General features: G+C 64.6%; 23 protein-coding genes and 1 pseudogene. 9 read left to right on the top strand and 15 right to left on the bottom strand.

Features of this window, described 5'->3' with window-relative positions:
* Window positions 1-148 precede the first annotated feature (148 nt).
* Window positions 149-1636 carry a DHA2 family efflux MFS transporter permease subunit gene (locus FBZ93_RS02980; RefSeq protein WP_074128288.1) on the bottom strand — a complete coding sequence of 496 codons (1488 nt, stop codon included), beginning with the start codon at window positions 1634-1636 and terminating at the stop codon, window positions 149-151.
* A gap of 142 nt (window positions 1637-1778) precedes the next feature.
* Between FBZ93_RS02980 and FBZ93_RS02975 the strand changes: the two genes are divergently transcribed.
* Window positions 1779-2024 carry a hypothetical protein gene (locus FBZ93_RS02975; protein WP_146984471.1) on the top strand — a complete coding sequence of 82 codons (246 nt, stop codon included), beginning with the start codon at window positions 1779-1781 and terminating at the stop codon, window positions 2022-2024.
* Window positions 2025-2216: 192 nt separating this feature from the next.
* Window positions 2217-3707: an IMP dehydrogenase gene (gene guaB / locus FBZ93_RS02970; RefSeq protein WP_146984470.1), complete on the top strand. Its 1491-nt coding sequence runs from the start codon at window positions 2217-2219 to the stop codon at window positions 3705-3707.
* Between the two features lie 108 nt (window positions 3708-3815).
* Here the strand turns inward: guaB and FBZ93_RS02965 are convergent, their stop codons facing one another.
* Together FBZ93_RS02965 and FBZ93_RS02960 are read right to left on the bottom strand one after the other, a co-directional pair.
* Complete coding sequence (locus FBZ93_RS02965) at window positions 3816-4724, bottom strand: oxidoreductase (RefSeq protein WP_146984469.1); 909 nt, start codon at window positions 4722-4724, stop codon at window positions 3816-3818.
* A 5-nt stretch (window positions 4725-4729) separates the two neighbouring features.
* Complete coding sequence (locus FBZ93_RS02960; RefSeq protein WP_146984468.1) at window positions 4730-5287, bottom strand: TetR/AcrR family transcriptional regulator; 558 nt, start codon at window positions 5285-5287, stop codon at window positions 4730-4732.
* A gap of 419 nt (window positions 5288-5706) precedes the next feature.
* On the opposite strand from FBZ93_RS02960, the gene FBZ93_RS02955 reads away from it, so the two are divergent.
* Window positions 5707-6729: an NADP-dependent oxidoreductase gene (locus tag FBZ93_RS02955; RefSeq protein WP_146984467.1), complete on the top strand. Its 1023-nt coding sequence runs from the start codon at window positions 5707-5709 to the stop codon at window positions 6727-6729.
* A gap of 221 nt (window positions 6730-6950) precedes the next feature.
* Window positions 6951-7208, top strand: a complete 258-nt coding sequence (locus tag FBZ93_RS02950) for a hypothetical protein (RefSeq protein ID WP_146984466.1) — start codon at window positions 6951-6953, stop codon at window positions 7206-7208.
* Between the two features lie 146 nt (window positions 7209-7354).
* Here the strand turns inward: FBZ93_RS02950 and FBZ93_RS02945 are convergent, their stop codons facing one another.
* Together FBZ93_RS02945 and FBZ93_RS02940 are read right to left on the bottom strand one after the other, a co-directional pair.
* Complete coding sequence (locus FBZ93_RS02945; RefSeq protein ID WP_146984465.1) at window positions 7355-8191, bottom strand: metallophosphoesterase family protein; 837 nt, start codon at window positions 8189-8191, stop codon at window positions 7355-7357.
* A 138-nt stretch (window positions 8192-8329) separates the two neighbouring features.
* The gene (locus FBZ93_RS02940; protein WP_146984464.1) at window positions 8330-8542 is read right to left on the bottom strand and encodes a hypothetical protein; all 213 of its coding nucleotides are present in this window, start codon (window positions 8540-8542) and stop codon (window positions 8330-8332) included.
* 158 nt (window positions 8543-8700) lie between these two features.
* Here FBZ93_RS02940 and FBZ93_RS02935 point away from each other — a divergent pair.
* Together FBZ93_RS02935 and FBZ93_RS02930 are read left to right on the top strand one after the other, a co-directional pair.
* A pseudogene (locus FBZ93_RS02935) lies at window positions 8701-9122 on the top strand (MAPEG family protein).
* Between the two features lie 22 nt (window positions 9123-9144).
* Window positions 9145-10443, top strand: a complete 1299-nt coding sequence (locus FBZ93_RS02930; protein ID WP_146984463.1) for an RsmB/NOP family class I SAM-dependent RNA methyltransferase — start codon at window positions 9145-9147, stop codon at window positions 10441-10443.
* A gap of 145 nt (window positions 10444-10588) precedes the next feature.
* Here FBZ93_RS02930 and FBZ93_RS02925 read toward each other — a convergent pair whose 3' ends face one another.
* Window positions 10589-11863: an MFS transporter gene (locus tag FBZ93_RS02925; protein ID WP_246667337.1), complete on the bottom strand. Its 1275-nt coding sequence runs from the start codon at window positions 11861-11863 to the stop codon at window positions 10589-10591.
* A gap of 108 nt (window positions 11864-11971) precedes the next feature.
* Between FBZ93_RS02925 and FBZ93_RS02920 the strand changes: the two genes are divergently transcribed.
* Window positions 11972-12424: a winged helix-turn-helix transcriptional regulator gene (locus FBZ93_RS02920; protein WP_146984462.1), complete on the top strand. Its 453-nt coding sequence runs from the start codon at window positions 11972-11974 to the stop codon at window positions 12422-12424.
* Between the two features lie 218 nt (window positions 12425-12642).
* Here FBZ93_RS02920 and FBZ93_RS02915 read toward each other — a convergent pair whose 3' ends face one another.
* Together FBZ93_RS02915 and FBZ93_RS02910 are read right to left on the bottom strand one after the other, a co-directional pair.
* Window positions 12643-12975, bottom strand: coding sequence for a DHCW motif cupin fold protein (locus FBZ93_RS02915; protein ID WP_146984461.1), 333 nt, complete (start codon window positions 12973-12975; stop codon window positions 12643-12645).
* Between the two features lie 168 nt (window positions 12976-13143).
* Window positions 13144-13515, bottom strand: a complete 372-nt coding sequence (locus tag FBZ93_RS02910; RefSeq protein ID WP_146984460.1) for a nuclear transport factor 2 family protein — start codon at window positions 13513-13515, stop codon at window positions 13144-13146.
* 138 nt (window positions 13516-13653) lie between these two features.
* On the opposite strand from FBZ93_RS02910, the gene guaA reads away from it, so the two are divergent.
* Window positions 13654-15252: a glutamine-hydrolyzing GMP synthase gene (gene guaA, locus FBZ93_RS02905; RefSeq protein WP_146984727.1), complete on the top strand. Its 1599-nt coding sequence runs from the start codon at window positions 13654-13656 to the stop codon at window positions 15250-15252.
* 493 nt (window positions 15253-15745) lie between these two features.
* On the opposite strand, the gene FBZ93_RS02900 is transcribed toward guaA, so the two are convergent.
* The 3 genes from FBZ93_RS02900 to FBZ93_RS02890 all read right to left on the bottom strand — a co-directional run bounded on the left by FBZ93_RS02900 (window position 15746) and on the right by FBZ93_RS02890 (window position 19526).
* Entirely contained in the window at window positions 15746-17323 is a 1578-nt protein-coding gene (locus FBZ93_RS02900; RefSeq protein WP_146984459.1) for a class I adenylate-forming enzyme family protein, read from the bottom strand.
* Window positions 17324-17428: 105 nt separating this feature from the next.
* Window positions 17429-18310: an SDR family oxidoreductase gene (locus FBZ93_RS02895; protein ID WP_246667336.1), complete on the bottom strand. Its 882-nt coding sequence runs from the start codon at window positions 18308-18310 to the stop codon at window positions 17429-17431.
* Window positions 18303-19526: an acyl-CoA dehydrogenase family protein gene (locus FBZ93_RS02890; RefSeq protein ID WP_146984458.1), complete on the bottom strand. Its 1224-nt coding sequence runs from the start codon at window positions 19524-19526 to the stop codon at window positions 18303-18305. The genes FBZ93_RS02895 and FBZ93_RS02890 overlap by 8 nt, the downstream gene beginning before the upstream one ends.
* Window positions 19527-19770: 244 nt before the next feature.
* Here FBZ93_RS02890 and FBZ93_RS02885 point away from each other — a divergent pair, with 244 nt between their 5' ends.
* Window positions 19771-20373 carry a TetR/AcrR family transcriptional regulator gene (locus FBZ93_RS02885; RefSeq protein ID WP_146984457.1) on the top strand — a complete coding sequence of 201 codons (603 nt, stop codon included), beginning with the start codon at window positions 19771-19773 and terminating at the stop codon, window positions 20371-20373.
* Between the two features lie 73 nt (window positions 20374-20446).
* On the opposite strand, the gene FBZ93_RS02880 is transcribed toward FBZ93_RS02885, so the two are convergent.
* The 4 genes from FBZ93_RS02880 to FBZ93_RS02865 all read right to left on the bottom strand — a co-directional run bounded on the left by FBZ93_RS02880 (window position 20447) and on the right by FBZ93_RS02865 (window position 26171).
* On the bottom strand, window positions 20447-21649 hold the full coding sequence (locus FBZ93_RS02880) for an ABC transporter substrate-binding protein (protein WP_146984456.1): 1203 nt from the start codon (window positions 21647-21649) through the stop codon (window positions 20447-20449).
* Between the two features lie 98 nt (window positions 21650-21747).
* Entirely contained in the window at window positions 21748-22518 is a 771-nt protein-coding gene (locus FBZ93_RS02875; protein ID WP_246667335.1) for an enoyl-CoA hydratase/isomerase family protein, read from the bottom strand.
* A gap of 27 nt (window positions 22519-22545) precedes the next feature.
* On the bottom strand, window positions 22546-24546 hold the full coding sequence (locus FBZ93_RS02870; RefSeq protein WP_146984455.1) for an acetyl/propionyl/methylcrotonyl-CoA carboxylase subunit alpha: 2001 nt from the start codon (window positions 24544-24546) through the stop codon (window positions 22546-22548).
* A 17-nt stretch (window positions 24547-24563) separates the two neighbouring features.
* Window positions 24564-26171: a carboxyl transferase domain-containing protein gene (locus FBZ93_RS02865; RefSeq protein WP_146984454.1), complete on the bottom strand. Its 1608-nt coding sequence runs from the start codon at window positions 26169-26171 to the stop codon at window positions 24564-24566.
* Window positions 26172-26233 lie beyond the last annotated feature (62 nt).

The raw sequence follows: 26233 nt of genomic DNA, 5'->3' as shown, positions 1-26233 counted from the left end.
CTGCGGAGCAGCGCTGGAATCGTGGCTGGAAGCGACCCACGTTCCTACATACGAACTTGTTGAACGTCCGGATCGACAACAGACAACCGGAATGACCGGCCATCCTTAGCGGCCTGTACCGTGCCTCGCGAACAGCTCGCTCGATCGACTACCCCAGCCGCTGATCCCGCGCGTTCTGGGTGTCCTCGGTCGCGACCTTGACGGCTTCGGCGGCGGCGCGCTTCTCGGCGCCCTTGCGGCTGGAGATATCGATCGCCTTGCGGCCGGCGATCTCGTTGCCGGCGTCGACCGGCATCTGCCAGAAGAACCAGGCCGACGCAGCCGAGATCAACGAGACCACGATGAAGGCCGGTCCGAATACATCGGCGGAGAGTTCGGTCTGGTGATGCAGCGCCAGCGTGGTTTCGACCGAGAACGCGCCGACCGCGACGCCAGCCGACACCGCGAGCTGCTGGTTGACGCTGACGAGGGTGGTGGCGCGGCTCATCTGCGGCGGCTCGACTTCGGCATAGGCGACCGTGTTGATCGCGGTGAACTGCAGCGAGCGGAAGAAGCCGCCGACCACCAGGATGGTGAAGATCAGCATTAGTGGGGTCGAGATCGTGAACAGGGCGCAGGCGGCGAGGAAGGCCGAGCTGACCACCGCATTCACCGTCATCATATTGCGGAAGCCGAACGCCTTGATGATGCGCGCCGCCAGCGTTTTCATGCCCATGGCGCCGACCGCGGATGCAAACGTCACGAGGCCGGACTGGAACGGCGACAGGCCGAAGCCGACCTGCATCAACAGCGGCAGCAGGAACGGCAGCGCGCCGATGCCGAGCCGGAACATGAAGCCGCCGACGATCGACGCCCGCATGGTCGGCAGCCGCAGCAGTCCGAAATCGAGCACCGGCGAACCGGTGCGCCGCGCGTGGATGACATAGAGCGTCATCGACACCGTGCCGACGCCGACCAATCCGGCGACGATCGGCCACGGCAACAGATTGAGGCCGGCGACCGACAGCCCGAAGGCGATGCCGGCGAGCCCGATGCCGGCCAGCACGAGTCCCATCAGATCGAAACGCTCAGGAGCCTCGCTCTTGATCGGGTCGATGTATTTCAGCGCGAGGAAGATGCCGAGCAGCCCGATCGGGATGTTGATCAGGAAAATCCAGTGCCAGGAGAAATAGGTGGTGATGAAGCCGCCGAGCGGCGGCCCGATCACCGGGCCTATCAGCGCCGGCACCGTCACCCAGGCCATCGCGTTGACCAGCGCGCTCTTGTCGACCGAGCGCAATAGCACCAATCGCCCAACAGGCGTCATCATCGCCCCGCCGAGGCCCTGCAGGATGCGGGCGAACACAAAATCGGTCACCGAGGAGGACAGCGCGCAGCCGATCGAGCCCAGCATGAAGACGGCGACCGCGCCGGCAAACACGATGCGGGCGCCGAAGCGGTCCGCGGTCCAGCCACTCGCCGGGATGAACACCGCGAGCGACAGCAGGTAGGACGTGATCGCAAGCTTCAGCGTCAGGGGGCTGGTGCCGATATCGGCGGCGATCGCCGGCAGCGAGGTCGCAATCACCGTGGAGTCCATGTTTTCCATGAACAGGGCAGTGGCCACGATGAGCGGGATCAGGCGTTGTTTGTTCATCAAAATAGGACAGCTATGCTGAAAAAGGCGGGCGAGGGGGCCATATCATCCTGCCCCGAGCGGCGCTATTGCGGAACCGGCCAAACGCCCTAAATCCAGCGTGACGCTGGTATGCATCCGCCCGCGTTTAGAGGTGCCCGCCGTGATCTACGTCCTTGCCGCTCTCTTGCCGCCGATCGGGCTGCTCCTGAACGGACAGCCGTTTTCGGCCATCCTCAATCTGGTCCTGATCGTGTTTTGCGCGATTTTCGGGCTATTTTTCCATATCTTGCTGCTGGTGCCGTCGGCCCATGCGGTCATCGCGGTCCACATGAAGCGGGAGGACCGGCGCCACCGCGAGATGGTCGAGGCGATCCGCCGGTACGGGCCGCCGCAGGGATATCGCTAAGCGGGGCTACCGGGGGCCGTAAAAAGCCTGTGCATGGCTGGCAAACACTTTGATTCGTCATGCCGCCATGCTATCGACCAGCGTCAACCCCACCGATGGGCACCGATTCGACGGTGACGCAGCGAGCGTCGCCGTAGGCGGCGTTCATCCGTAAGACCCATTGCGGTTGCGGCCGCAGATAAGGAGTTGGCAATGGCCACGGGATTTCCGGCGATCCGAGAAGCCTTCACGTTCGACGATGTGCTTCTGAAGCCCGGTCTGTCGGACGTCCTTCCCTCGGAAGTCGATATTCGCTCGCGTGTCACCCTCGCGATCTCGCTCAATATTCCGATCATGGCGTCCGCGATGGACACCGTCACCGAGGCGCGGATGGCGATCGCGATGGCGCAGGCCGGCGGCCTTGGCGTCATCCACCGCAACTTCGATCCCGACGGCCAGGCCGCGCAGGTGCGGCAGGTGAAGAAGTTCGAATCCGGCATGGTGGTCAATCCGCTGACCATCGGCCCCGACGCCACGCTCGCCGACGCGCTGACCTTGATGAAGGAAAACGGCATCTCCGGCATTCCGGTCGTCACCGGCGCCGCCAAGAACGTGCCGGGCAAGCTGGTCGGCATCCTGACCAACCGCGACGTGCGCTTCGCCAGCGATCCCAGGCAGAAGGTCTCGGAGCTGATGACGCACGAGAACCTCGTCACGGTGCGCGAGGGCGTCAGCCAGGACGAGGCGAAGCGGATGCTGCACAAGCATCGCATCGAGAAGCTGCTCGTCGTCGACGACCAGTATCGCTGCGTCGGCCTGATCACCGTCAAGGACATCGAGAAGGCGGTGGCGCATCCGCTGGCCTGCAAGGATGAGCACGGTCGGCTGCGCGTCGCCGCGGCCACCACGGTCGGCGAGACCGGCTATGAGCGTACCGAGCGGCTGATCGATGCCGGCGTCGACGTCGTCGTGGTCGATACCGCGCATGGTCACTCGCGCCATGTGCTCAATGCCGTCAACCGCATCAAGCGGCTCTCCAATGCGGTGCAGGTCGTGGCGGGCAACGTCGCCACCGAGGGCGGCGCGCAGGCCTTGATCGATGCCGGCGCGGATTGCATCAAGGTCGGCATCGGCCCGGGCTCGATTTGCACCACGCGCATCGTCGCCGGCGTGGGCGTCCCGCAGCTCACCGCGATCATGGATGCGGTGGCGGCGGCGAAGAAGGCTGACGTGCCCGTGATTGCCGATGGCGGCATCAAATATTCCGGCGACCTCGCCAAGGCGCTCGCCGCCGGCGCCGACATCGCGATGGTCGGCTCGCTGCTCGCCGGCACCGACGAGACGCCGGGCGAAGTCTTCCTGTGGCAGGGCCGCTCCTACAAGGCCTATCGCGGCATGGGCTCGGTCGGCGCGATGGCGCGCGGCTCGGCCGACCGCTACTTCCAGCAGGACATCAAGGACACGCTCAAGCTCGTGCCGGAAGGCATCGAGGGCCAGGTGCCCTACAAGGGCCCGGTCGGCAACGTGATGCATCAGCTCGCCGGCGGTCTGCGCGCGGCGATGGGCTATGTCGGCGCCAAGGACATCAAGGACTTCCACGAGAAAGCCGAGTTCGTCCGCATCACCGGCGCCGGCCTGCGCGAGAGCCACGTCCACGACGTGACCATCACGCGCGAAGCCCCGAACTATCCGGGCGGGGTGTAAGCACCAACCGCTGTCATTCCGGGGCGCGTCGAAGACGCGAACCCGGAATCTCCGGATAACGATTCGGTCCTTCTGATGTGGGGACCACGCGGCTGTGGCCTTTCGACGTTAGAGTGGGAAACCTATCGCCGATATCCGCTCGAGCTCGTCGACCAGGATGCGGCCGGCCTCGGTATTCTCGGCGATGGACGACGTCTTATCTTCGGTCGGATGACCACGCAGTCTCATGAAGCCGCCGGGTCCGTAGTAGCCGCCCGGTTTCACGTCAGGCGAGGTTGCAGCCATGATAGTCGGCTCCGCTCCCATGGCGGCGTTCTGAACCAACGGATAGACGGCGAACGCCGCGAGCAGCATGAGGGCGCTGGTATCGGCAAAAAGGTTCGTCTTCGCCGCGCCGGGGTGACAGATGACCGATAGCAAACGGTCTCCGGCGCGCCTCTGCAACTCCCTTGCGACCAGGATATTCGCGAGTTTCGTCTTCGCGTAGGCCTTGATCGGTTTGTAGCTTTGCTTGGAGTCGAGATCTGCGACGGGCACCGGACCTCCCATCGCGTGGGTACCGGACGCTACGGTAACGACGCGCGGCGCAGCCGATTGCAGCAGCGCGGGTAGCAGCAAGGCCGTCAGGCGGTATGGACCCAAGACGTTGGTCGCGAACTGCATCTCATGGCCATCGACGCTTTCCCGGCGATCCGGGAGCGCCATCACGCCTGCATTGTTGATCAGCACGTCGATCGGCCGGGACAGCGACAGCTGACTTTCCGCAAACGCATTTACCGACTTGGGATTCGACAGATCCAGTTTCCCCGTGTCGACGTTGGCGTTCGGCACGATGGCAAGGATCCGGCGAGCCGCGTCGGCGGCCTTCATTTCGTTCCGGGAGGCAATCGTCACTTCCGCTCCGGCACGCGCCAACTCCAGTGCCGCGTGCCAGCCGATGCCGCTGTTGGCGCCGGTCACGATGATGCGTTTTCCGACTTGTGAAGGAATGTCCTTCACCGTCCATGCTTTGGTCATACTCATTACTTTCGTTTGTTGGGCGGCGCGAAGCGAGCAGCGAGAAGCTGCACTCGTTGCTCCAGCACCACCGTGGTGGGCTCGTCGCTGAGAAGTCCATCAAGGCCGAGCACGAAAACCTCTGCGGCTGCTTCGTCGCCGCCGAGGATCCTCGCAACGCATTCGGTGGCCACGCTGCGGTGCCGGGCCTCGATTTGCGGGTCCAGGCGCGCGCAGACGTCGAAGAATTCGCCCGCCATCGGCGCTCCGACCATGTCAGCCCAGGGTTCAATGACCATGAGCTTGCACACTTCAAGGAGCCGTTCGCCCGGCGAGCCGGCGCCGAGGGCAGCTTTCTTCGCAGCCGGATGGCGGGAGATGAGCCAATCGGCGAAGACCGCGGTGAAGATGTTCTCTTTGTCCTTGAAGGTCCGATAGAGCAGCGTGCGCGAAATCCCCGCGCGCTTTCCAATGTCGTCGAGCGAGGTCTTCGAGAAGCCGAAGTTGAGAAAACACCAGCGCGCTGCCGCCAGAATTTTCTGCCGGCGCGCCTCCGCTTCATCGTGGGTGAGCTTGTTCGTCACAACTCACGCACTTTGACAAAAAAAGTGTTTTATGTCAATGTGTGTCGTGACAGTCGTGAAGCGAGATGGATGCCACGAACCAGAGAAGGACGGGGGCAAGCGGGGTCGGGGTGTAAGCCTCACACGAAGGCATTCCGGGGCGGTCCGTAGGACCGAGCCCGGAATCCATCGAATCTCATCGTCGGTGGATGAATGGATTCCAGGCTCGTGCTTCGCACGCCCTCAGATGCGCAATTGCGCATCGGGAAATGACGAGGGGGATGCGGTGGCCGGGCGTCATCGTGCCCGATATGACGGGCACCATTTCAAACACCGTTTCAAACAAACTCGGCGCGAAAAGAGCAAATCCATCTCCCTTGCAGGGAACTGGATTGCATGACTACGTGTGCGCCACGAACAATCACCTCAAGAGGAAAATCATGTCCCAAGGAAAGCGCATCGTTCTGGCCTCGCGCCCGCATGGCGAGCCCACGCCGGCCAATTTCAGGCTCGAAGACTACGCGCCGCCGACACCGGGGGCGGGCGAGGTCCTGCTCCGCACCATCTGGCTGTCGCTCGATCCCTATATGCGCGGCCGCATGAACGACGGCCCGTCCTACGCCGCGCCGGTGCCGGTCGGCGGCGTGATGGAGGGCGGCACGGTGAGCGAGGTGATCGCCTCCAACAATCCCGGCTTTGCCAAGGGCGATATCGTGCTGTCGCGCGCGGGCTGGCAGACCCATGCGCTGTCCGACGGCAAGGGGCTCGCCAAGATCGATCCGAAGATCGCGCCGATCTCGACCGCGGTCGGTGTGCTCGGCATGCCCGGCATGACCGCCTATACCGGCCTGCTCGAGATCGGCAAGCCGCAGGCGGGCGAGACGGTGGTGGTTGCCGGTGCCTCCGGTGCGGTCGGATCGGCGGTCGGCCAGATCGCGAAGATCAAGGGGGCGCGCGCGGTCGGCATCGCTGGCGGCAAGGACAAGTGCGACTACGTCACCAAGGAACTCGGCTTCGACGCCTGCCTCGATCATCGCGATCCGGATCTGGCGGCGAAACTGAAGGAGGCCTGTCCGAAAGGCATTGACGTCTATTTCGAGAATGTCGGCGGCGCCGTGTTCGAGGCGGTCTACCCGCAGCTCAACGCTTTTGCGCGCGTGCCGGTATGCGGGCTGATCGCGCACTACAACGATCGCGAAGCGCGGGCGCCGAAATGGGCTTCGTCGATCATGTTCGCGATCCTGACCAAGCGGCTGACCTTCCGCGGCTTCATCGTCAGCGACTTCGCCGCCATGCATGGCGACTTCCTGCGCGACATGTCGCAGTGGGTGCGCGAGGGCAAGGTCAAGTACAAGGAGTTCGTGACCGAGGGCCTGGACAGCGCGCCGGAGGCCTTCATGGGTCTGCTCAAGGGCGCCAATTTCGGCAAGCAGCTGGTCCGGGTCGGGCCCGACAAGGCCTGAGCGCATAGCGTTTTCGAGCGAAGCCTGTCCCGGACTTAATCCGGGATGGGTACCGCTTCGCGTCAAGAAAACGCGTCAAAACGGGGCGTTCCAGCTCCCATTCCGCGCAACAAAGTATCAAAAACGCCACATTGGCGGGCTTTTGGGGGCTTTTCGGCCCCCATTTGCTTGACGGGGACCCGGAGCAGTTGATTCAATATGGCTATATTTCAGGTGTAGCCATGGTTTTTGAAGCTATTGTTTTCGGGGTCATTGTTCTCGCCGTCGGCTATTGGGCGACGATGTTCGTCATGGGCCGCCGCGATGACGTCCTGCATGGAAAATTCGTCGAGGAGGAGCCGGCCGCCGAGCCGCCGCGCCTCATGCGGCCCACGCCTCGCGTGCTGCCCGCGCCGGCAGCGCCGCAACCGAACAAAGACTCGCTGCAGGCGCTGCTCACCGTCATCAAGCGGGACCTGCACGACGCTGCGCGGAGCTGACGCGGCTCAGGCCGCCGAGCCGGTGCGCACCGTTCTATCCCCGTCATTGCGAGGAGCGAAAGCGACGAAGCAATCCACTTTGCCCGCTTGCGGCGCGATGGATTGCTTCGCTTCGCTCGCAATGACGGTGGCAAGGAGTTTCGCCGTTAGGCCGGCTCTTTGCCGAGCAGCATGTCCAGGTCGACATCGACCTGGCCCTTGGCCCTGACGTGGCGCACCTCGAAGCTGTCCGGCTGGAAGCGGTATTCGACAAGACCCACTTCCTTGACGCCGATCACCTCCTGCCGCGTGTCGGGGACGATGAAGGCGGTCGAAGGCGCCCAGACATGCCGGACATGTTCGAACGTGTAGTCGCGGCGCTGATGCACATGGCCGCTGCCGACCAGGCGCCAATCGACCTTGCCGAACACCTCGATCAGGCGCCGCCGCGCCGGCTGCGGCACGTAGCGGAACGAGGTCTCGACGCGCTCGGCATCGTAGGGCACCTCGAGATAGAGCGGCTTGTGCACGAACAGCGCCACCGGCCTGCCGACGGCCTTGTCGAGTGCGCCTGCGAGCCAGTCGAACTGCTCGGCCTCGCTGTCGAGGCCGGTGTTCATGATCAGCGAATTGAGGCCGATGAAGCACCAGCCGGCGGCGTCGAAATGCCAGCGGTCTTCGCCGATCACGGAGGTGAAGGCGCCGCGCGTTTGTTCGGTCGGCAGTTGCGCCGGAACCGGGCCGACCGCAGTCGGATTGTCGCCGATGTCGTGATTGCCAGGCAGATAGAGGCAATCGACCGGCAGCGCGCTGTGCAGCTCCTTGGCAAACACCATGTCGTCGCGGCTGGTCGGCCCGTCGAACGAGACGTCGCCGGAGTTGAGCACGAGATCGGGACGCGTCGCATCGATGTGCTCGCTGACGCGATGAAAGTTGTCGACGAGCGGCTTGAAGCGGCGCGCGAGGTGGGTGTCGGAGATTTGGGTCAGGCGAAATTGGGGCATGCATCGCTCCTTTCGCCGGGAGCATAGGTCGGCGCGAAGTCGGAACGATGACGATTTCGTCGTCTTATTCGCTGCCCTGTTTGATGCGTTGTTTGATGTCTTGTTTGAAGAGTCTCGTTTGAAGCGTTGCCGTTGACCCTAGATCGCAAGCTGCGTGATCGAGGGCGTCGGCGCGGCAGTCGCCGCGGCGACGCCGGCGAGCCCCGACATCACCATGTCGAGCCCGCCATCCGCCGAATCGTCGAACCAGCCGATGACGGGGTCGATCACCCTCAGCAGGGAGCTGAGGAGATCGCCGAGGGACGCCGCCGCCAGGGCCGCGCCGTCGAGGATCGGGGTGTTGATGCGCATCGCGTCATCCCTGAGGAACTGAAACCGCCATTGGTCCCGGGAGTTGGTCAGCCGGGCTCAGAGGATAGTTCAACGGGTTACCGCGCACGCTTCATTGTCAGGGGCGCGAGCGGCGGCTAAGAGGGCGGCCGGGCGCCCGCGGCTGAGGGAGATTCTCGATGTCGGTTCAAATGGTTCTATTGCCGGTCTTCATCCAGATTGGGCTCACCTTCGCGCTGTTGTTCGCGATGGCGACGGCGCGCACAAAGACGTTGACGAGCGGCGAGACCAAGATGGCCGATATCGCGCTGCGCGAGCCGAACTGGCCGGCCGGCGCCACCAAGTTCGGCAACTGCTTTGCCAACCAGTTCGAGCTGCCGGTGCTGTTCTATGTCCTGATCGCCATTGCGCTGCCGCTGCATCGTGCCGATCTGTTCATCGTGCTGATGTCCTGGGTGTTCGTGGTGACGCGGTTTGCCCATGCCGCGGTGTTCGTCACCTCCAACGACGTGCGGCGCGCTCGCTCGCCTGGTTCGCCGGCGTGCTGGTGCTGGCGGCGATGTGGCTGTATTTCGCGCTCAGACTGCTGCTGCTGATCTGATGCGCCCAACCGAAAGAGATCAATGACCCCCGCTGCCCGGCTCACCGCCGCGATCGAGCTGATCGCCACCATCGACGCACAGCGCATTCCCGCGGCGAAAGCGCTGAAGGAATGGGGCACCGCGCACCGTTATGCCGGCTCCGGCGATCGCGCTGCGATCTCCGGCCTGATCTGGGACGTGCTGCGCCGGCAATCCTCCGCGGCCTGGCTGATGGACGATTCCAGCGCCCGGTCGCGCGTGCTCGGCATGCTCAAGCTCGAGCGCGGCATGGATATCCCGACGATCTCGGCGCTGTGCGACGGTGGCCGGTTCGCGCCGGATCCGCTGACCGCGACCGAGGAGGCCGCATTGGCCACGCGCACGCTCACGGACGCGCCGGCGCACGTCGCGGGCGACTATCCGGACTGGCTCGATGCGCATCTGGCAAAAGTGTTCGGCGACGACCGCGCCGCGGAGGCGACCGCGATGGCGAGCCGCGCGCCGCTCGATCTGCGCGTCAACACACTGCGCGGCAAGCGCGAGAAGGTGCTGCCGCGGCTGTCGCATCTCGGTGCCAGGGAAACGCCGTGGTCGCCGCTCGGCCTGCGCATCGAGCTCGGCGCCGACGCGCGCAATCCCGGCATCCATGCCGAGGAGGATTTCATCAAGGGCGCCATCGAGGTGCAGGACGAGGGCTCGCAGCTCGCCGCCTTGTTCGCGGCGGCCAAGCCCGGCGAGCAGGTGATCGATCTCTGCGCCGGTGCCGGCGGCAAGACGCTGGCGATTGCAGCTCAGATGCAAGGCAAGGGCCGGCTGATCGCGACCGACAGCGACAAGCGCCAGCTCGCGCCGATCCATGAACGGCTGTCGCGCGCCGGCGTGCACAATTGCGACGTGCGCACGCCGCGCGGCGAGGAGGAGGTGCTGTCCGACATCAAGGCCTCCGCTGACCTCGTGCTGATCGACGCTCCCTGCACCGGCACCGGCACCTGGCGCCGCAATCCCGACGCCAAATGGCGGATGCGGCCCGGCGCGCTCGAGGTGCGGCTGAAGGACCAGGCCGAGGTGCTGGAGCGCGCGGTGCCGCTGGTGAAGGCTGGCGGCCGCATCGCCTACATCACCTGCTCGGTGCTGGCGGAGGAGAACGGCGAGCAGGTCAGGGCTTTTACCGCGCGGCATCCTGAGTTCTCGGTGCAGCCGCCGGAGCAGACCGCATCGGTGCTGTGGGACAAGGCCGAGGCGTTCGGAGAGGCCGCGCTGCAATCGGCGGAAGGCCTGCTGATGACGCCGCGCCGGACCGGCACGGACGGGTTTTACGTCGCGGTGCTGAAGAAGGCGTGACGCTTTCTCCGCCGTCATTGCGAGGAGCGAAGCGACGAAGCAATCCATGGCTCCGCATATGCGGCACGATGGATTGCTTCGCGGAGCCTGTCATCCGGCGGCGCTTCGCGCCGACCGGGCGGCTCGCAATGACGGCTTGAGTACCCTACGCTTCGGAGCACACCCCCACAGGCGCCGGCGTCCGGCTCACCACGATCACCCAGAACAGCAGCGCGACGGCGCTGATCGCAGCGCCCAGCACGCAGACGCCGATCCAGCCGGCCGCGGCATAAGCCATCGTCGAAGAGATCGCGCCGAACCCGGTGCCGATCGAATAGAACACCATATAGCCGCCGACCAGCCGGCTCGCGGCCTCGGGGCGCGCGGCGACGATCAGGCTCTGGTTGGTGACGTGGATCGCCTGCACCGCGAAGTCGATCATGAGAACGCCAACCACCACCAGCCAGAGCGAGGTGTTGAGGCAGGCGATCGGCACCCAGCCCGCGAGCATCAAGAGCAGCGACAATCCGGTGGTGCGCTGGCCCCAGCCGCGATCGGCGAGCTGGCCGGAATTGCGTGCCGCCAGCGCGCCGGCAAGGCCTGCGACCCCGAGCATGCCGATGGTGGTGTGCGACAGCGACAGCGGCGGGGCAGCGAGCGGCAGCACGACCGAGCTCCAGAACACGCTGAAGCTTGCGAAGATCAACAGCGCGAACACCGCGCGCTCGCGCAACACCCGTTCCTCGACGAACAGCGCGACCGTCGAGCGCAGCAGCTTTGCGTAGGACGATCCGGCCATCGGCTGCGGCGCATGCCGCGGCAGCGCGCGCGCCAGCAGCGCCGCCAGCACCAGCGTCAGCGCGGCGGAGGTGAGATAGACCACGCGCCAGCCACCGAGATCGGCCAGCGCGCCGGCGGCAAAACGTGCCAGCAGGATACCCGACACCACGCCGCTGGTGACGGTGCCGATGGTGCGGCCGCGGTCGGCGGGTGCGGCCAGCGTCGCGGCATAGGCGACCAGCACCTGGATCACGACCGCAAGCAGCCCGACCAGCACCATGCCGGCGAGCAGCACGAAGGCGTTCGGCGCGGTGCCGACGATGGCGAGCGCGATCGCGGACAGCGCGGTCTGGCCGACGATCAGCCTGCGGCGATCCCAGAGATCGCCGAGCGGCACGATCAGCGTCAGCCCGAAGGCGTAGCCGATTTGCGTGAGCGTCACGACGACGCCGATCACGGCGGGCGTGATGGCAAGATCCCGCGCCATGGTGTCGAGCAGCGGCTGCGCAAAATAGATGTTGGCGACGCTGAGCCCGCAGGCGACGGCGAACAGCAGCACGACCGCGGGTGACAGCGCGCCTTCCGCTGCGCCTTTGGGCTTATTGCCCGCCTTATCGCCCCGCCTGGCCGGCCCGACCCCTGCCATCGTCTCGTTTGTCATTATCAGTCTCCACTGCTATCCGGTCTTATAATGAGACCAGTTGCGCTGGACGCCGTCTAGTCCTATTTTAAGACCAGTTCGAAATCGTGATCGAGGAGGAGGGCCGCGATGAAGCGGACCGGATTCGCCAAGGCGGACTGCCCGGTGGCGCGCGCGCTGGATGCGATCGGCGACTGGTGGTCGCTCTTGATCGTGCGCGACGCGTTCGACGGCCTGCACCGGTTCGGCGACTTCCAGAAGAACCTCGGCATCGCCAAGGGCATGCTGACGACGCGGCTACGCACGCTGGTTGAACTCGGCGTGCTCGAGCAGGTCGCGGCGTCCGACGGCAGCGCCTATCAGGACTACGTGCTCACGAAGCGGGGCCACGACCTGTTCCCGATCGTGGTCGGCCTGCGGCAATGGGGCGAGGCGCATCTCTACGCGCGCGGCGAGGCGCATTCGGTGCTGCTGGACCAGGCCGGGCAGGCGGTCGGCCAACTCGTGCTGCCGTCGAAGAGCGGCAAGCCGCTGGGCTGGGCGGATACCAAGGTGAGGAAGGTTGCGGGGCGGAGAAGGTGAGTGCCGTGCCCCATCCACGTCATTGCGAGGAGCGTAGCGACGAAGCAATCCATCGCTCCGCATATGCGGATAGATGGATTGCTTCGCGGAGCCTGTCATCCGGCGGCGCTTCGCGCCGACCGGGTGGCTCGCAATGACGGGGAGAGCCGGGCTGTCGCCCTTCGAGACGGTCGCTTCGCGACCTCCTCAGGGTGACGGGAGAGAGGTTAAGTACCGGCTCAATCCACAATGAACAGCGTCGCGCCGGTCGCCGTCGACGAGCGATGCGCGGCGTCGCCGAAATCGGAGACCTGATAGCTCATGCCGGGCTTCAGCGTGAATTTGCGGCCGTCGCGCAGCTCGGTGTCGAGCTCGCCGGTGACGACGTAGAGCACGTGACCGCGGTCGCACCAGTGATCGGCGAGATAGCCGGCCGAATATTCGACCATCCGCACGCGAAGATCGCCGATGTTCAGCGTGCGCCACAATGCTTGCCCGGTCTCGCCGGGATGCACCGTCGGTTCGACGTTGCTCCAGTCGGTGACGGTGAAGGGCAGGGTCGGGATTTTCATCGTCGGGATTCCTATGCTCGATGCCTCTGCACCCCAAGCGGCGGCGTCATCCTGAGGTGCGAGCGAAGCGAGCCTCGAAGGATGGGGATGGAGCCGGGCCGTCGCCCTTCGAGACGCGCGCAAGAGCGCGCTCCTCAGGATGACGGATGACCGGATGCCGTTGCAACCTCAATGCACCAGATGGTTCGCCGAACCCTGCCTGATCTTGCCCTGATCATCGAGCCGCAGGTACTCGCAGATCTTCTTGCCGCGTTCGTTCTGGTAGAACACCACGACGCTGTCGGGCGAGACATAGAGGTCGATCAGCTCGAAATGCAGTTCGGGCAGTTTCGCCAGCGCCGCGCTCCAATAGGCCCGCAGCTGCGCCTTGCCGCGCACGGTGCCGGAGGCGCCGAAGCCGAATGCCGGGATCCGGTCCGAGGTCATCTCGGTATCCTCCGAATACATCGCCAGCACGCGCTCGAGGTCGCGCGCGTTCCAGGCGGCGATCCACTCGTGGCCGAGCGCGGTGAGGCGGGACGGCTCGTGAAAATCGGGCATCGGTTTCCTCCATGGTGCTTATGGTCAAAATTAGGTCAATAATACTGACCTATATCGATTTGTCCATGCCCAAAGAAGAATGTGGGCGCCACGCTGGCCGCGGTTGCGGGGGCGGGCGCCGTCGCGTATCTGCTTGCCATGACAGCCCAGCACACAGCCCGCGAACCGTCGACGCCCTCGGTGGCCTCGGCGCATGACAAGATTCTGATTGTCGATTTCGGCAGTCAGGTGACGCAACTGATCGCCCGCCGCGTCCGCGAGATGGGCGTCTATTCCGAGATCGTGCCGTTCCAGAAGGCGGAGGCCGCCTTCAAGGAGATGAAGCCGAAGGCGGTGATCCTCTCCGGCGGTCCGGAATCGGTGCACGAGACCGGCTCGCCGCGCGCCCCGCAGCTGATCTTCGAATCCGGCGTTCCCGTGCTCGGCATCTGTTACGGCCAGATGACCCTGGCGGCCCAGCTCGGCGGCGAGGTCGAGGGCGGGCATCACCGCGAATTCGGCCGCGCCGATGTCGAGGTGAAGACCGACAGCCAGCTGTTCGACGGCATCTGGAACCACGGCGAGAAGCACCAGGTTTGGATGAGCCATGGCGACCGCATCACCAGGATGCCGCCCGGCTTCTCCGTCGCCGGCACCTCGCCGAACGCGCCGTTCGCGATCATCCAGGACGAGAAGCGCAAATATTACGGGCTGATGTTCCACCCCGAGGTGGTGCACACGCCCGACGGCGCCAAACTGCTGCGCAATTTCGTGCGGAAGGTCGCAGGGCTGACCGGCGACTGGACCATGCGCGCCTTCCGCGAGGAGGCGATCGAGAAGATCCGCGCCCAGGTCGGCAAGGGCAAGGTGATCTGCGGCCTCTCCGGCGGCGTCGATTCCGCCGTCGCGGCCGTGCTGATCCACGAGGCGATCGGCGACCAGCTCACCTGCGTGTTCGTCGATCACGGCCTGCTGCGGCTCGACGAGGCCAAGACCGTCGTCGACCTGTTCCGCAACCACTACAACATCCCGCTGGTCCATGTGGACGCGTCGAAGGAGTTCTTGGGCGAGCTCGCAGGCGTTACCGATCCCGAGGTGAAGCGCAAGACCATCGGCCGGCTGTTCATCGACGTGTTCGAGGCCGAAGCGAAAAAGATCGGCGGCGCGGAATTTTTGGCGCAGGGCACGCTCTATCCCGACGTGATCGAGAGCGTCTCCTTCACCGGCGGCCCGTCGGTGACGATCAAGTCGCACCACAATGTCGGCGGCCTTCCTGATCGCATGAACATGAAGCTGGTCGAACCCTTGCGCGAGCTGTTCAAGGACGAGGTGCGCGTGCTCGGCCGCGAGCTCGGCCTGCCCGAAGTGTTCGTCGGCCGCCACCCGTTCCCGGGCCCCGGCCTTGCGATCCGCTGCCCCGGCGACATCACCAGGGAGAAGCTCGACATCCTGCGCAACGCGGATGCGGTCTACATCGACCAGATCCGCAAGCACAGCCTCTATGATGCGATCTGGCAGGCCTTCGCGGTGCTGCTGCCGGTCAAGACCGTCGGCGTGATGGGCGACGGCCGCACCTACGAATACGTCGTGGGCCTCCGCGCCGTCACCTCGACCGACGGCATGACCGCCGACTTCTACCAGTTCGATATGAAATTCCTGGGCGAGACCGCGACGCGCATCATCAACGAGGTGAAGGGCGTGAATAGGGTGGTGTACGACGTGACCAGCAAGCCGCCGGGGACGATCGAGTGGGAGTAGGGCGTTTGGCGGCTATCTCGCAGCCTAGCGTAGTTTGATAACGTTGTTCTCGTTTCACTTTCACATTGAGGACGCTGACCGAAGTCGTGAGCTTGGCTTATCTCGCTCGGGGTCGGCATTCCACCGCGCTTTCGCTAGCGGAGTATTGCGGCGCAGTTAATCGTGCAGATAGGCAGGGCGGCCGTGTTGATGGGATGCCGGTCCTCGCCGAGAACCTCTCGCGCTCGATCCGCGATGCCCGGAAGCGGCAGCGATCGCTTCAGGGCGCTCTCACTCTCTCAATTGGCGATTTTGAAGATATAGACGGCAATTCTGGACATGATGAGGTCGGATCCATGCAACGCGTTGGTTTCGTAGCTTATCCGAGATGAGTCGATCGTCAGCAAGCGTGGGTGTGCTTTGGAGTAACGCTGGCACATGCCGCGCTGGGTTGCTCTTTCGCCTCCAGGGCCTAGTTTCTGGCGGTCTGTAGTCGGCTGCGGCGGACGACGACTTACTGGTAGTAGGCTGCATAGGTGCGCCTCAGCTTGGCTTTTTCGATTTTGCCGGTGGCGGTCTTGGGCAGCTCCGAAACATGGATGACGGCCTTCGGGCATTTGAACGGGCTCAGCCGCTCGCGCACGGCTGACAGCAGCGTGTCCGCGTCGATGGATCGGCCATCTTGGGTGACGACGACGGCGGTGATCGCTTCGCCCCAACGCTGGTGCGGCAAGCCGATCGCGGCGACTTCAAGCACGTCGGGATAGGCGGCCCGGACCGCGAGCTCGACCTCGATCGACGAGACGTTCTCGCCGCCGGTCTTGATCACATCCTTGAAGCGGTCCTCGAACCAGAGAATCCCGTCAGCGTCGAAATGGCCGGCATCGCCTGAGTGGAACCAGCCGTGGCAGAAGGCATCTGCGGTCGCCTCGGGATTGTGCAGGTAGCCCGCCATGGTCTGGGGACTACGATAGACGATCTCGCCGGTCGCTCCGGTCGGAAGCAGCTCGCCGCCTGGGGCCATGATGGCGACCTGCACGTTGACGGCCGGCGTGCCGACCGCGCCGGGATGGCTGAGCTGGTGCTCCGGCTTGAAGAATGTCGAGACCGGGCTCATCTCGGTTTGCCCGAACATGAGGCTGAAGTCGCAGCCGAAGGTCTCGATCGCGCGGCGAAGCTCCGCTTCCGGCATCGGCGCCATCGCGTAGACCGTCAGGCGCAGGCTCGAGACATTGCGTCGGTGCGCGAGCTGGCGTTCGACGAGCTGCTGGATCATCATCGGCAGCGCAAAGAGCACGCTGATGCGCTCGTTCTCGATGGCTTCGTGAAGAGCGGTAGCGTCGAAGCCGCGCTGGATCACCATTGAGGCGCCGGCTGCGATGGCCGGCGTGCAGAGTGCGTTGAGCTGGGCGGTGTGGAAGAGCGGAAGCACCACGCTCAGCCGATCGTTCTCGGTCATGCAGGTGTCGATCGCGGTCCCCAGTGATTCCAGGTAGATCGCCAGATGGGTGCCGATCACGCCCTTCGGCGCCGAGGTCGTGCCGCTGGTGTAGAGATAGGAGAGGGGAGCGCGATCCTCGATCGCGATATCCGGAATGTCCGAGGACTGGCCGGCCGCGAGCGCGTCGAACGCGAGCACCGGCAGGTCACCGATGCCGTCGGGGGCGGTCGCCGCCTGCCCGTCGATCACGACGATGCCGAGCAGCTGTGCCGGATCTTCGAGTCCGGCGCAGAATTGCGCGAGCAGGCCGGCTTCGACGACGGCGGCGCGGGCGCGCGAGTCCTTCAGGACATGGCTAAGCTCGCCTTGTCGCCAGAGCAGGTTAACGGGGACGCAGACCAGGCCAAGCCGCGCGCAGGCGAAATAGACGGCGAGGAACTCGGCGCGGTTGCCCGACATCAGAGCAAGGGCGTCGCCCTTCTCGAGGCCGAGCGCGGAAAGACCATGGGCGATCCGGTTGGTCCAGGCGTCGAAGTCGCGATAGGACCAGCGCCTGTCGCCGTCGCAGATCATCTCTCGCTCTGGAAAGCGCGCCGCACTTCGGGTGACGAGGTCGCCAACATTGACACGGTGAATCAGGTGATTGGTCACGGCCGCTTAACCCCTGCTGTAAGAATGATTGCGGGCGAGGAAATCTCGATGCAGATCTTCATTCGTGAACACCCTGGATTCGCACCGCGGCGATGAACAACGGATCTACGTGTCCTTGTCTATGAAATAGGCCGGCTTTCCGGTGGTCCAGGTCTCCCCCCAGAGCTGGCCCCCGCCATCCACGGTCAATGTCTCGCCTGTGACGAACGCTCCGGACGGACTTGCGAGATAGGCGCAGGCTTCGGCGACATTCCACGGCGACCCCGCCCGCATCATCGGATTTGATCGCGGGTAGGCCGCGCGCGCCTCGGGCGCATAGACGTTCCAGCCTTCGGTCTCGATCGCGCCGGGGGCGACGCAATTCACCCGGATGTTGAGTGGCGCCCATTCCACGGCAACGCTGCGCGAAAGGCCGATAACTCCGGATCTGGCTGCAATCGAATGCGCGATGCCATACAGGCCGTGCGTCGTCACGACGACAATGTTGACGATGTTGCCGGGCTGCTTGTTGTCGCGCCAGTGTCGGGCGGCGGTCTGCATCATGTACCAGGTGCCGTTCAGATTGGTATCGATGACGGCATTCCAGCCCTTTACGGAAAAATCGATGGCCGGTTGCGGGAATTGCCCGCCCGCGCTGTTGATCAGGCCGTCGACGCGGCCATGCGTCTGCCAGACCGTATCGAACAATCTCGCAACGGCGTCGGCATCCCTGATGTCGGCGGCGCATGCCGAGGCTTGCAAACCCTTCGCCGTCATATTGGATGTCAAGGCTGACAATTTGCCCTGATTGCGGCCGACCACGACGAGGTGCGCGCCGAGCCGTGCGAACAACCACGCGATCGCCCGACCGATACCACCCGCGCCGCCGGATAGCACGATGACCATATCCTTGAGGGCGTCGGAGGCGAACACGGTTCGATGCAGCGCGAGCTCATCGTCCGTCAGTCCGAGTCTGTCCGATCGCTGAGGCATGTGATCGTCAGCCATGGGACGCCACATCCTTGAGGAGTTCGCCTGCGATAATCATCTTCCGGACTTCGGTCGTTCCGGCGCCGATCTCCAGCAACTTGATCGAACGAAACAGCCGGTTGATCTCCGACTCCCAGATGTAGCCGCTGCCGCCGTGAATCTGGACGGCCCTGTCGAGGACGGCGTGGCATGCCTCGGCGGCGTACATCACAGAGGCTGCTGTCAGCATGTGGATATCGCCGCGTCCGCCGCCGCCGATCTCAAGCGGTGCGGCCTCCGCCAGCGTGCGATAGGTGAAAGTCCGCATGGTCTCGACCTGAACGTACATCTCCGCCAGCATGGACTGGACCATCTGGAACGAGCCGATCGGCTTGCCGAATTGCTGGCGGGTCTGCGCGTAGTCGATGGAGAGCTGCAAGGCCCGCTCCGAAACACCGAGACACAGCGGCGCGACCATCGCGCGCTCCAGATCGAGCCCGCTCATCACGATCGACACGCCGCGGTTCTCGCCGCCGACCAAATTCTCCACGGGCACCCGGCAGTCTTCGAACACCAGCTCGGCGGTCTGGCTGCCGCGATAGCCCATCTTGGTCAGCTTCTGTGCGACCTTGAACCCGGGAAAGCCCTTTTCGACGATGAAGGCGGAAATGCCGTGGGCGCCCTTGGCGCGATCGGTCTTGGCGTAGACCAGGATGACGTCGGCGACCGGTCCGTTAGTGATGAAGATCTTGCCGCCGTTGAGGACGTAGTGATCGCCGTCGCGGCGCGCGGTGGTGCGCATCGAGCCCAGCGCGTCGGAGCCGGCCCCCGGTTCGGTGAGGCCGAGCGCGCCGATTGTTCGGCCCTTGCACAGGTCCGGCAGATATTTGCGGCGCTGCAGTTCGTTGCCGTTGCGATAGATGTTGTTGGCGCACAAATTGTCGTGCGCGACCCAGGACAGCGCCATCGCATGGTTCCAGCGCGCGAAGCCCTGGAGCACCAGGCCGGCCGCCACCAGGTCCATGCCGGCCCCGCCATGTTCCTCGGGGATGGTCGCGCCGAAAAAGCCGTTGTCGCCGATCGTGCGGAACGCGTCATCCGGCCACCATTCCTCGCGGTCCATGCGCTCGGAAAGCGGATACAGCTCCTTGCGCGCAAAGCGGTCGGCCTGATCGAGGATGGCTTGCTGCTGCTCGTCGAGCGCAAACATCGACGCGCGATTGTCGCCGCTCAAGCGGGCCTGGGACGTGGTCATACGCCGGCTTCCTTCCCCATTTTTTATGGATGCTGCGATCTTGGCTGAGCGCGCTTTATAATGAATGTAATTCAGTTTAGGGTGGTGTCAACTGCCAAGGGCCATCGATGGAAACCAAAATGAAGTGTATTCATTGTTATGTGACGCCTCGCCGCGCGCAAGAGGGGCTTTGTTGGCCCTCGAATCCGGGGCCGGTTCCGATGCGATACGCCGTCCTGGATCTGGAACATTCCGGAGTTGCGACATGCCGGCGATAAGTCCCGAGCGAATGCAGGATCGTTACGACGCGATCCTCGACGCGGCCAAGCGCGCCTTCGCCGAGAGGGGCTTTGAGGGGGCCTCGATCGCCGAGATCGCGCGCATCGCGCAAATTTCCGACGGGCTTGCCTATCGATATTTCCGCAACAAGCGGGGCCTGCTGTTTGCCGTGCTGCAGAAGTTCTATGAGCGGATCCTGGTCGATCTCGAGACGCAGGTGTTCGGGAAAAATCGCTTTCGCGATCGCCTCGAAGCGCTGATCAGGCGGCATCTCGAGGTCTTCGTCTCCGACACTGACCTCTGCCGCCTGTTCATCGCGGAGGTGCGGGGCGCGAGCGACTACGAAGGCTCGGCGATCCAGGAGATGAACCGGCGCTATACCTCGGTGCTGGTTCGAATCGTCAAGGACGCGGTCAAGACCGGGGAGGTGAGGTCGGACGTCAATCCAAAGCTGCTGCGCGACGTCCTGTTCGGCGCGATCGAGCATCTGGCCTGGCGATACGTCAACGGCCGGGGGCAGCTCAGGGTGGCCCAGACCGCGCGTGAGCTGACCGCGATGCTCACCAACGGCATCTGCGTGGACCGGTAACGAGGAGAGCGCATGCGAAGCGCGCCGACTGCATCGGCGCGTCGCATTCGCTGAGGTGCCTGACTGGATCAGCTCACTTCTTCAGGAGCTGGCATTTCGACTCGGAGACCGGCCGGTAGGCGTCCTCGCCTTTGACGGTCTTGACGATGTCGAGGTAGTCCCAAGGCTCCTTCGACTCGGACGGCTTCTTCACCCGGGCGAGATACATGTCGCGGATGACCCGGCCATCCTCGCGCAGCTTGCCGCCGTGCACGAAGGTGTCTTCGATCGGCAGTTCGCGCATCTTGGCCATCACCTTCGCCGGATCGTCTGTGCCGGCCGCCTGGATCGCCTTGAGATAGTGCAGCACCGAGCCGTAAACGCCGGTGTGGATCATCGTCGGCATCACCTTGGTTCTGGCGAAGAACTTCTTCGACCACGCCCGGGTCTTTTCATCCATGTTCCAGTAGGAGGCCGTGGTCATGTAGGTGCCTTGCGCTGATTGCAGGCCGATGGCGTGCACGTCGGTATCGAACATCAAGAGGCCGACGAGCTTCTGGCCACCCTGCACCAGGCCGAATTCGCCGGACTGCTTGATCGCATTGTCGGTGTCCTGGCCGGCGTTGGCGAATGCCACCACATCCGCTTTGGAGTTCTGCGCCTGCAAGACAAAGGACGAGAAATCGGCCGTGTTGGTCGGATGCCGCACGCTGCCGAGCACCTTGCCGTCCTGCTCCTTAATGAAGCGCACGGCGTCCTTCTCCAGTTGCTGGCCGAATGCGTAGTCGGCGGTAACAAAGAACCAGGACTTGCCGCCTTCCTTGACCATCGCCGATGCCGTCACCTTGGAAAGGGCATAGGTATCGTAGGCGAAGTGAACGGTGTTGGGGCTGCACAGTTCGTCGGTCAGCGAGCTTGCACCTGGACCCGAGAGCAGCGCGATCTTGTTGCGTTCCTTGACCATGTTGTGGATGGCGATCGCGATCCCCGAGTTCGGAATGTCGGCGATGGCGTCGACCTTGCCATTGTCGAACCAGTCCCGCGCGATTTGCAGGCCGACGTCGGTCTTCATCTGATGATCGGCGCTGACGATCTCGATCGGCTTGCCCAGCACGGTCGGGCCGAACTCCTCGACGGCCATTTTGGCCGCCTCGACCGATCCCGGACCGCTATTGTCGCGCCCCCAGCTCGAAAGATCGGTCAGCACGCCTATCCGGACGACATCGTTGGAAATCTGCGCGGAGGCTGTCGACGCCGTCGCCGCAAGGATGGCCAGGGCCAGGAAATGCGTTTTCACAAGTTCTCCCCCATTTTCTTGTGTTGATTGTGGTGTCGTGCGCCCCGCGGGCGTGCGCTCTGCGAGGCGATGATGGTTGCGATGACGGCGAGGGCGAATTACCGCTCGCCGAATTGCGGCTCCCGCTTCTCGCGAAATGCGCCGATGCCTTCGCGGGCGTCGGCATGCGTCAGCAGGAACGGAAAGCCATCGATCGCATGGCGCATCTCGTCGCCGCCGAGGCCGCGGTTGTAGAACGACTTTGCCATCTGCACCGCAAGGCGCGGCTGCGCGGCAATGCGCTCGGCGAACGCCAGCGCGTCGGAAAGAAGCCTGTCGTCGGGGACGACGCGTGAAACGATGCCGAGCCGGCATGCCTCGGTGGCGCTGACGGGGGCGCCGAGCATGCTCATCTCCTTGGCTTTCGCGCGCCCGACGATGTCCTTCAGGCGGATGATGGCGAAGCCCGGTAGCAGTCCCAGCTTGATCTCGGGGACGGCGAAGCGGGCGCTTTCGGCGGCGAAGACGAAGTCGGACGCGATCGCAAGCTCGAAGCCGCCGCCATAGGCAATACCGTTGACGGCCGATATCACCGGCTTCAGCGCCCGTTCCGGGGCCGACAACACTTCCATGGCGCCGATGAAGAAGGCGCGGGCCTTGTCCGGATCGAAATCGAAGTTGCCGATATCGGCGCCGGCGCAGAACGCCTTGCCGCCGGCGCCGGTGATGATGCTGACGCGCACCTGATCGTCGTTGTCGGCCCGCTTCAGGCCTTCGAGGATGCCTGCGCGGATGCCGGTCGTCAGTGCGTTCAGCTTGTTCGGTTCGTCAAGGGTCAAGATCGCGATCTTGTCCCGGACCTCATAGTTCACGCTTTCCAATCGTAACATGTGCTTTCCTGGTATTTCGAGAGGGGGCTATTGCAGGGCGAGGTCCGGCTCGATGACGGCGACGACGGCATTGCGCTCGACCGTGTCGCCGGGCTTGAAATGAACCGCGGTCACGACGCCATCGACTTCGCTGGCGATGCGCAGTTCCATCTTCATGGACTCCATGATGACGGCGGCATCGCCGGCCTTGACGCGGGTGCCGACCGCAACATTGACCTTGAGCACCACGCCGGTCATCGGAGCACGTAGCTCGCCGCTGATGTCGGGACTGGTGCTGATGTACCGCAGATAGGGAATCGCGGTCATGGTATGGGCGGCGCGCGCGTCGTGGACGAAGATCGCCTGATCCTTCTGGACAATCCGCACGGTCTCGCGGCGCGCGTTCACCATGGCAGCGAAGCTCTCGTCCGCGAGCGGCGAAAGCTTCGCCGAAATCCGGGCATCGTTCACGCCGATCAGCATCGTGCCGTCCGGCTGCAACGGTGCAAAGCGGATTTCCGCGCTGGCGCCGGCGCTCTCGAGGTGCAGGAGGGGGATCGGCGACATGCCGTCGTCTCCCTGCGCCATCTGCCAGCCGGTCAGCCCGCTGGACCGCCAAGGGTTGTCGGAGCTGACAGCGCGCTGGCGCATCATCCAGAAATAGGCCCCAAGCGCCAACGCCTCGGCAGCGAGGCCATCGGCGCGCGGCGTGAGCGCGTCGATCTGCTCGTCGATGAGGCGGGTATGGAATGTCGCGGCCCGGGTCGCTGGCAGGGCGATCAGGCGCTGGAGGAACTCCCTGTTGGTGATGACGCCGAAGATCGACGTCTCGTCGAGCGCATTGTGAAGCCGATCGAGTGCCTGGTCGCGGGAAGCCGCGTGAGCGATCAGCTTGGCCAGCATCGAGTCGTAGTAGGGCGTAACGGTCGATCCGCTCGCGATGCCGGTCTCGACGCGGATGCCCTGGGACGGAAACCTGACATAGGCGACCTCGCCGGTCGACGGCATGAAGCCGTCGTTCGGATCCTCGGCGCAGATGCGCGCCTCGACCGCGTGGCCCCAGCACGTCACATTGTCCTGCACAACCGGCAGGCCTTCGCGGGCGGCAATGCGTAGCATGGTCTCGACAATGTCGATGCCGGTGACCATTTCAGTCACGGGATGCTCGACCTGGAGCCGCGGATTGACCTCCAGGAAGTAATAGTCGGTGCCGCTGACGATGAATTCGACCGTGCCGACACCACGATATCGGAGCCTGCGGCCGAGCCGGACAGCGTCGTCAAGGATATGTTGGCGAAGCTGGGGCGGCAGGTTGGCAGCGGGCGCTTCCTCGATCAGCTTCTGGTGGCGGCGCTGGAGCGTGCATTCGCGCTCGAACAGGTGAATCACGTTGCCGTCGCCGTCTCCTGCGATCTGCACTTCGAGGTGCCGGCCGTGCTGGATCAGCTTCTCGACGATCAGCCCCGCGTCGCCGAAGGCATTCTTCGCCTCGCGCATCGCGGACTCGATTTCGTCGCGGAGCCCGTCGAGGGTCGAGATCGCCCGCATGCCCTTGCCGCCACCACCAGCCGCAGCCTTCAGCATCACCGGCAGGTCGAGCCGGCGGACACTGCGTTCGATTTCGACGGGATCCTGGCTCGGCACCTCGCTGCCGGGTACCGTGGGGACGTCGGCCGCGACGGCTTCGCGTTTCGCCGATGCCTTGTCGCCGAGCCGCTCGATGGTTTCCGGCGCAGGTCCGATGAACACCAGCCCTGCGGCTTCAACCGCGCGGGCGAAGGCCGCATTTTCGGCCAGGAAGCCGAAGCCGGGATGAATGGCCTCGGCGCCGGTGGACTTTGCGGCAGCGATCACCGCATCGATCCGCAGGTAGCTTTCCGAGGCCGGCGCGCCGCCGATCTCGATCGATTCGCCGATGTCCCTGACATGCAAGGCGTCGGCATCGGCGATGGAATGCACGCCGGCCACCGCGACGCCGAGCCGGCGGCAGGTGCGGGCGATACGGCAGGCGATTTCGCCTCGGTTGGCAATGAGGATTTTCTTGAACATGGCGGGTCTCCTGCCGTCTACATCCGCAACACGCCGAAGTCGGTGTGCTGATGCGGGATCCGGCCGGCCAGATCGAGCAGCAGCGCCATCACGCTGCGGGTTTCGAGCGGATCGATCACCATGTCGCACCAGGTGTTGCGGGCGAAATTGTAGGCATTGGCGAAGTCTTCGAAGGTTCGTCGGGTCGGCGCCATGTAGGCCTCGCGCTCTCCGTCCGCCCAACTCGTGCCTTCGCGCTTGTGGACCTCGTCGCGGACCATCGCGAGCGTGGTCGCGGCCTGGTCTGGCCCCATGATCGCGGAGCGGGCATTCGGCCACATCATCATGGCGTTCGGCCGGAACGCGCGACCGCACATCGCGAGATATCCCGCGCCGTAGGCATTGCCCATGATCAGTGTGTATTTCGGCACGTTGGCGCTCGCCATCGCCGTGATCATCTTCGCGCCATTCTTGGTGATGCCGCCTTCCTCCGCCTCGCGGCCGACCATGAAGCCGGTCACGTCGGCCATGAACAGCAGCGGAATGTCGCGCTTGCAGCAGAGGTCGATGAAGTGCGTCGCCTTCAGCGCGCTTTCGGAGAACAGCACGCCGTTGTTGCAGAGGATGCCGATCTCGAAGCCCATGATCCGCGCGAAGCCGGTGATCAGGGTATCGCCGTAGAGCGGCTTGAATTCATGGAATTCGCTGCCGTCGACGAGGCGGGCGAGGATGTCGCGATTGTTGGTGGGAACGCGGGGCTCCGAGGAGATCAGGCCGTAGATTTCGGCCGGATCGAACAGCGGCTGGCGGACGGGTGCGACCGTCCAGCTCTGCCGCGGGATCTCGCCGAGATTGGCGACGATCTCGCGGGTGATGGCGATCGCGTGTGCGTCGTTCTCGGCGAGATGATCGGTCACACCGCTGACGCGGCTGTGCATCTCGCCGCCGCCGAGCGCCTCCATGCCGACCTCCTCGCGCGTTGCCGCATAGACGAGCTGCGGCCCGCCGAGGAACATGGCGCCCTGGTTTCGGATGATCACCGTCTCATCGCACAGAGCGGGGATGTAGGCACCGCCCGCGGTAGAGGGGCCGTGCACGACAGCGATTTGCGGAATGCCTTCGGCGGACATCCTCACCTGGTTGTAAAAGATCGAGCCGAACTGGCCGTCGTCGGGGAAGATGTTGGGCTGGTCGGGCAGGTTGGCGCCGCCCGACTGGACCAGGGTCACGCAGGGCAGGCGGTGCTGCCAGGCGAAGCGCTGGGCGCGAACGTGTTTCTTGCAGGTGATTCCGTAATAGGTGCCGCCCTTCACGGTGGGCTCGTTGGCGATGATCATGCAGGGGCGATCGGAGATCATTCCGACGCCGGTGATGATGCTGCCGCCGGGCGGTACGCCGTCGTACAGGCCTTCGCCGGCCAGCTGGCAGAATTCGAGGAACGGCGAGCCGGGATCGATCAGCGCCGCGATCCGTTCGCGAGGCAGCAACTGGTCGCGTTCCTTGTGAAGCTTGCGCGCGCGTTCGGGCCCGCCGATCGCCGCCGCGGCCCGGCGCCGCCGCAGGTCGGCGACGCGCTCGGTGTAGGCGCCGCGGTTGCGCGCGTATTCCTCGCTCGAGGTGACGACGTCCGATTTCATGATTGCCATTGTGTGTAGTCCTGGCGGCTGCGCGGCAGGCCCATCAGGCGCTCGCCGTCGGTGTGAATCGT

This window comes from Bradyrhizobium macuxiense (assembly GCF_007993935.1).
Lineage (GTDB): Bacteria > Pseudomonadota > Alphaproteobacteria > Rhizobiales > Xanthobacteraceae > Bradyrhizobium > Bradyrhizobium macuxiense_A.
This window is presented reverse-complemented; position numbering and strand designations above follow the sequence as displayed.

Coding starts and splice junctions, on each gene's coding strand:
- FBZ93_RS02980 (WP_074128288.1), bottom strand. CDS start 1,636: ATGAACAAACAACGCCTGATCCCGCTCATCGTGGCCACTGCCCTGTTC.
- guaB (WP_146984470.1), top strand. CDS start 2,217: ATGGCCACGGGATTTCCGGCGATCCGAGAAGCCTTCACGTTCGACGAT.
- FBZ93_RS02965 (WP_146984469.1), bottom strand. CDS start 4,724: ATGACCAAAGCATGGACGGTGAAGGACATTCCTTCACAAGTCGGAAAA.
- FBZ93_RS02955 (WP_146984467.1), top strand. CDS start 5,707: ATGTCCCAAGGAAAGCGCATCGTTCTGGCCTCGCGCCCGCATGGCGAG.
- FBZ93_RS02950 (WP_146984466.1), top strand. CDS start 6,951: ATGGTTTTTGAAGCTATTGTTTTCGGGGTCATTGTTCTCGCCGTCGGC.
- FBZ93_RS02945 (WP_146984465.1), bottom strand. CDS start 8,191: ATGCCCCAATTTCGCCTGACCCAAATCTCCGACACCCACCTCGCGCGC.
- FBZ93_RS02940 (WP_146984464.1), bottom strand. CDS start 8,542: ATGCGCATCAACACCCCGATCCTCGACGGCGCGGCCCTGGCGGCGGCG.
- FBZ93_RS02930 (WP_146984463.1), top strand. CDS start 9,145: ATGACCCCCGCTGCCCGGCTCACCGCCGCGATCGAGCTGATCGCCACC.
- FBZ93_RS02925 (WP_246667337.1), bottom strand. CDS start 11,863: ATGACAAACGAGACGATGGCAGGGGTCGGGCCGGCCAGGCGGGGCGAT.
- FBZ93_RS02920 (WP_146984462.1), top strand. CDS start 11,972: ATGAAGCGGACCGGATTCGCCAAGGCGGACTGCCCGGTGGCGCGCGCG.
- FBZ93_RS02915 (WP_146984461.1), bottom strand. CDS start 12,975: ATGAAAATCCCGACCCTGCCCTTCACCGTCACCGACTGGAGCAACGTC.
- FBZ93_RS02910 (WP_146984460.1), bottom strand. CDS start 13,515: ATGCCCGATTTTCACGAGCCGTCCCGCCTCACCGCGCTCGGCCACGAG.
- guaA (WP_146984727.1), top strand. CDS start 13,654: ATGACAGCCCAGCACACAGCCCGCGAACCGTCGACGCCCTCGGTGGCC.
- FBZ93_RS02895 (WP_246667336.1), bottom strand. CDS start 18,310: ATGGCTGACGATCACATGCCTCAGCGATCGGACAGACTCGGACTGACG.
- FBZ93_RS02890 (WP_146984458.1), bottom strand. CDS start 19,526: ATGACCACGTCCCAGGCCCGCTTGAGCGGCGACAATCGCGCGTCGATG.
- FBZ93_RS02885 (WP_146984457.1), top strand. CDS start 19,771: ATGCCGGCGATAAGTCCCGAGCGAATGCAGGATCGTTACGACGCGATC.
- FBZ93_RS02875 (WP_246667335.1), bottom strand. CDS start 22,518: ATGTTACGATTGGAAAGCGTGAACTATGAGGTCCGGGACAAGATCGCG.
- FBZ93_RS02870 (WP_146984455.1), bottom strand. CDS start 24,546: ATGTTCAAGAAAATCCTCATTGCCAACCGAGGCGAAATCGCCTGCCGT.
- FBZ93_RS02865 (WP_146984454.1), bottom strand. CDS start 26,171: ATGGCAATCATGAAATCGGACGTCGTCACCTCGAGCGAGGAATACGCG.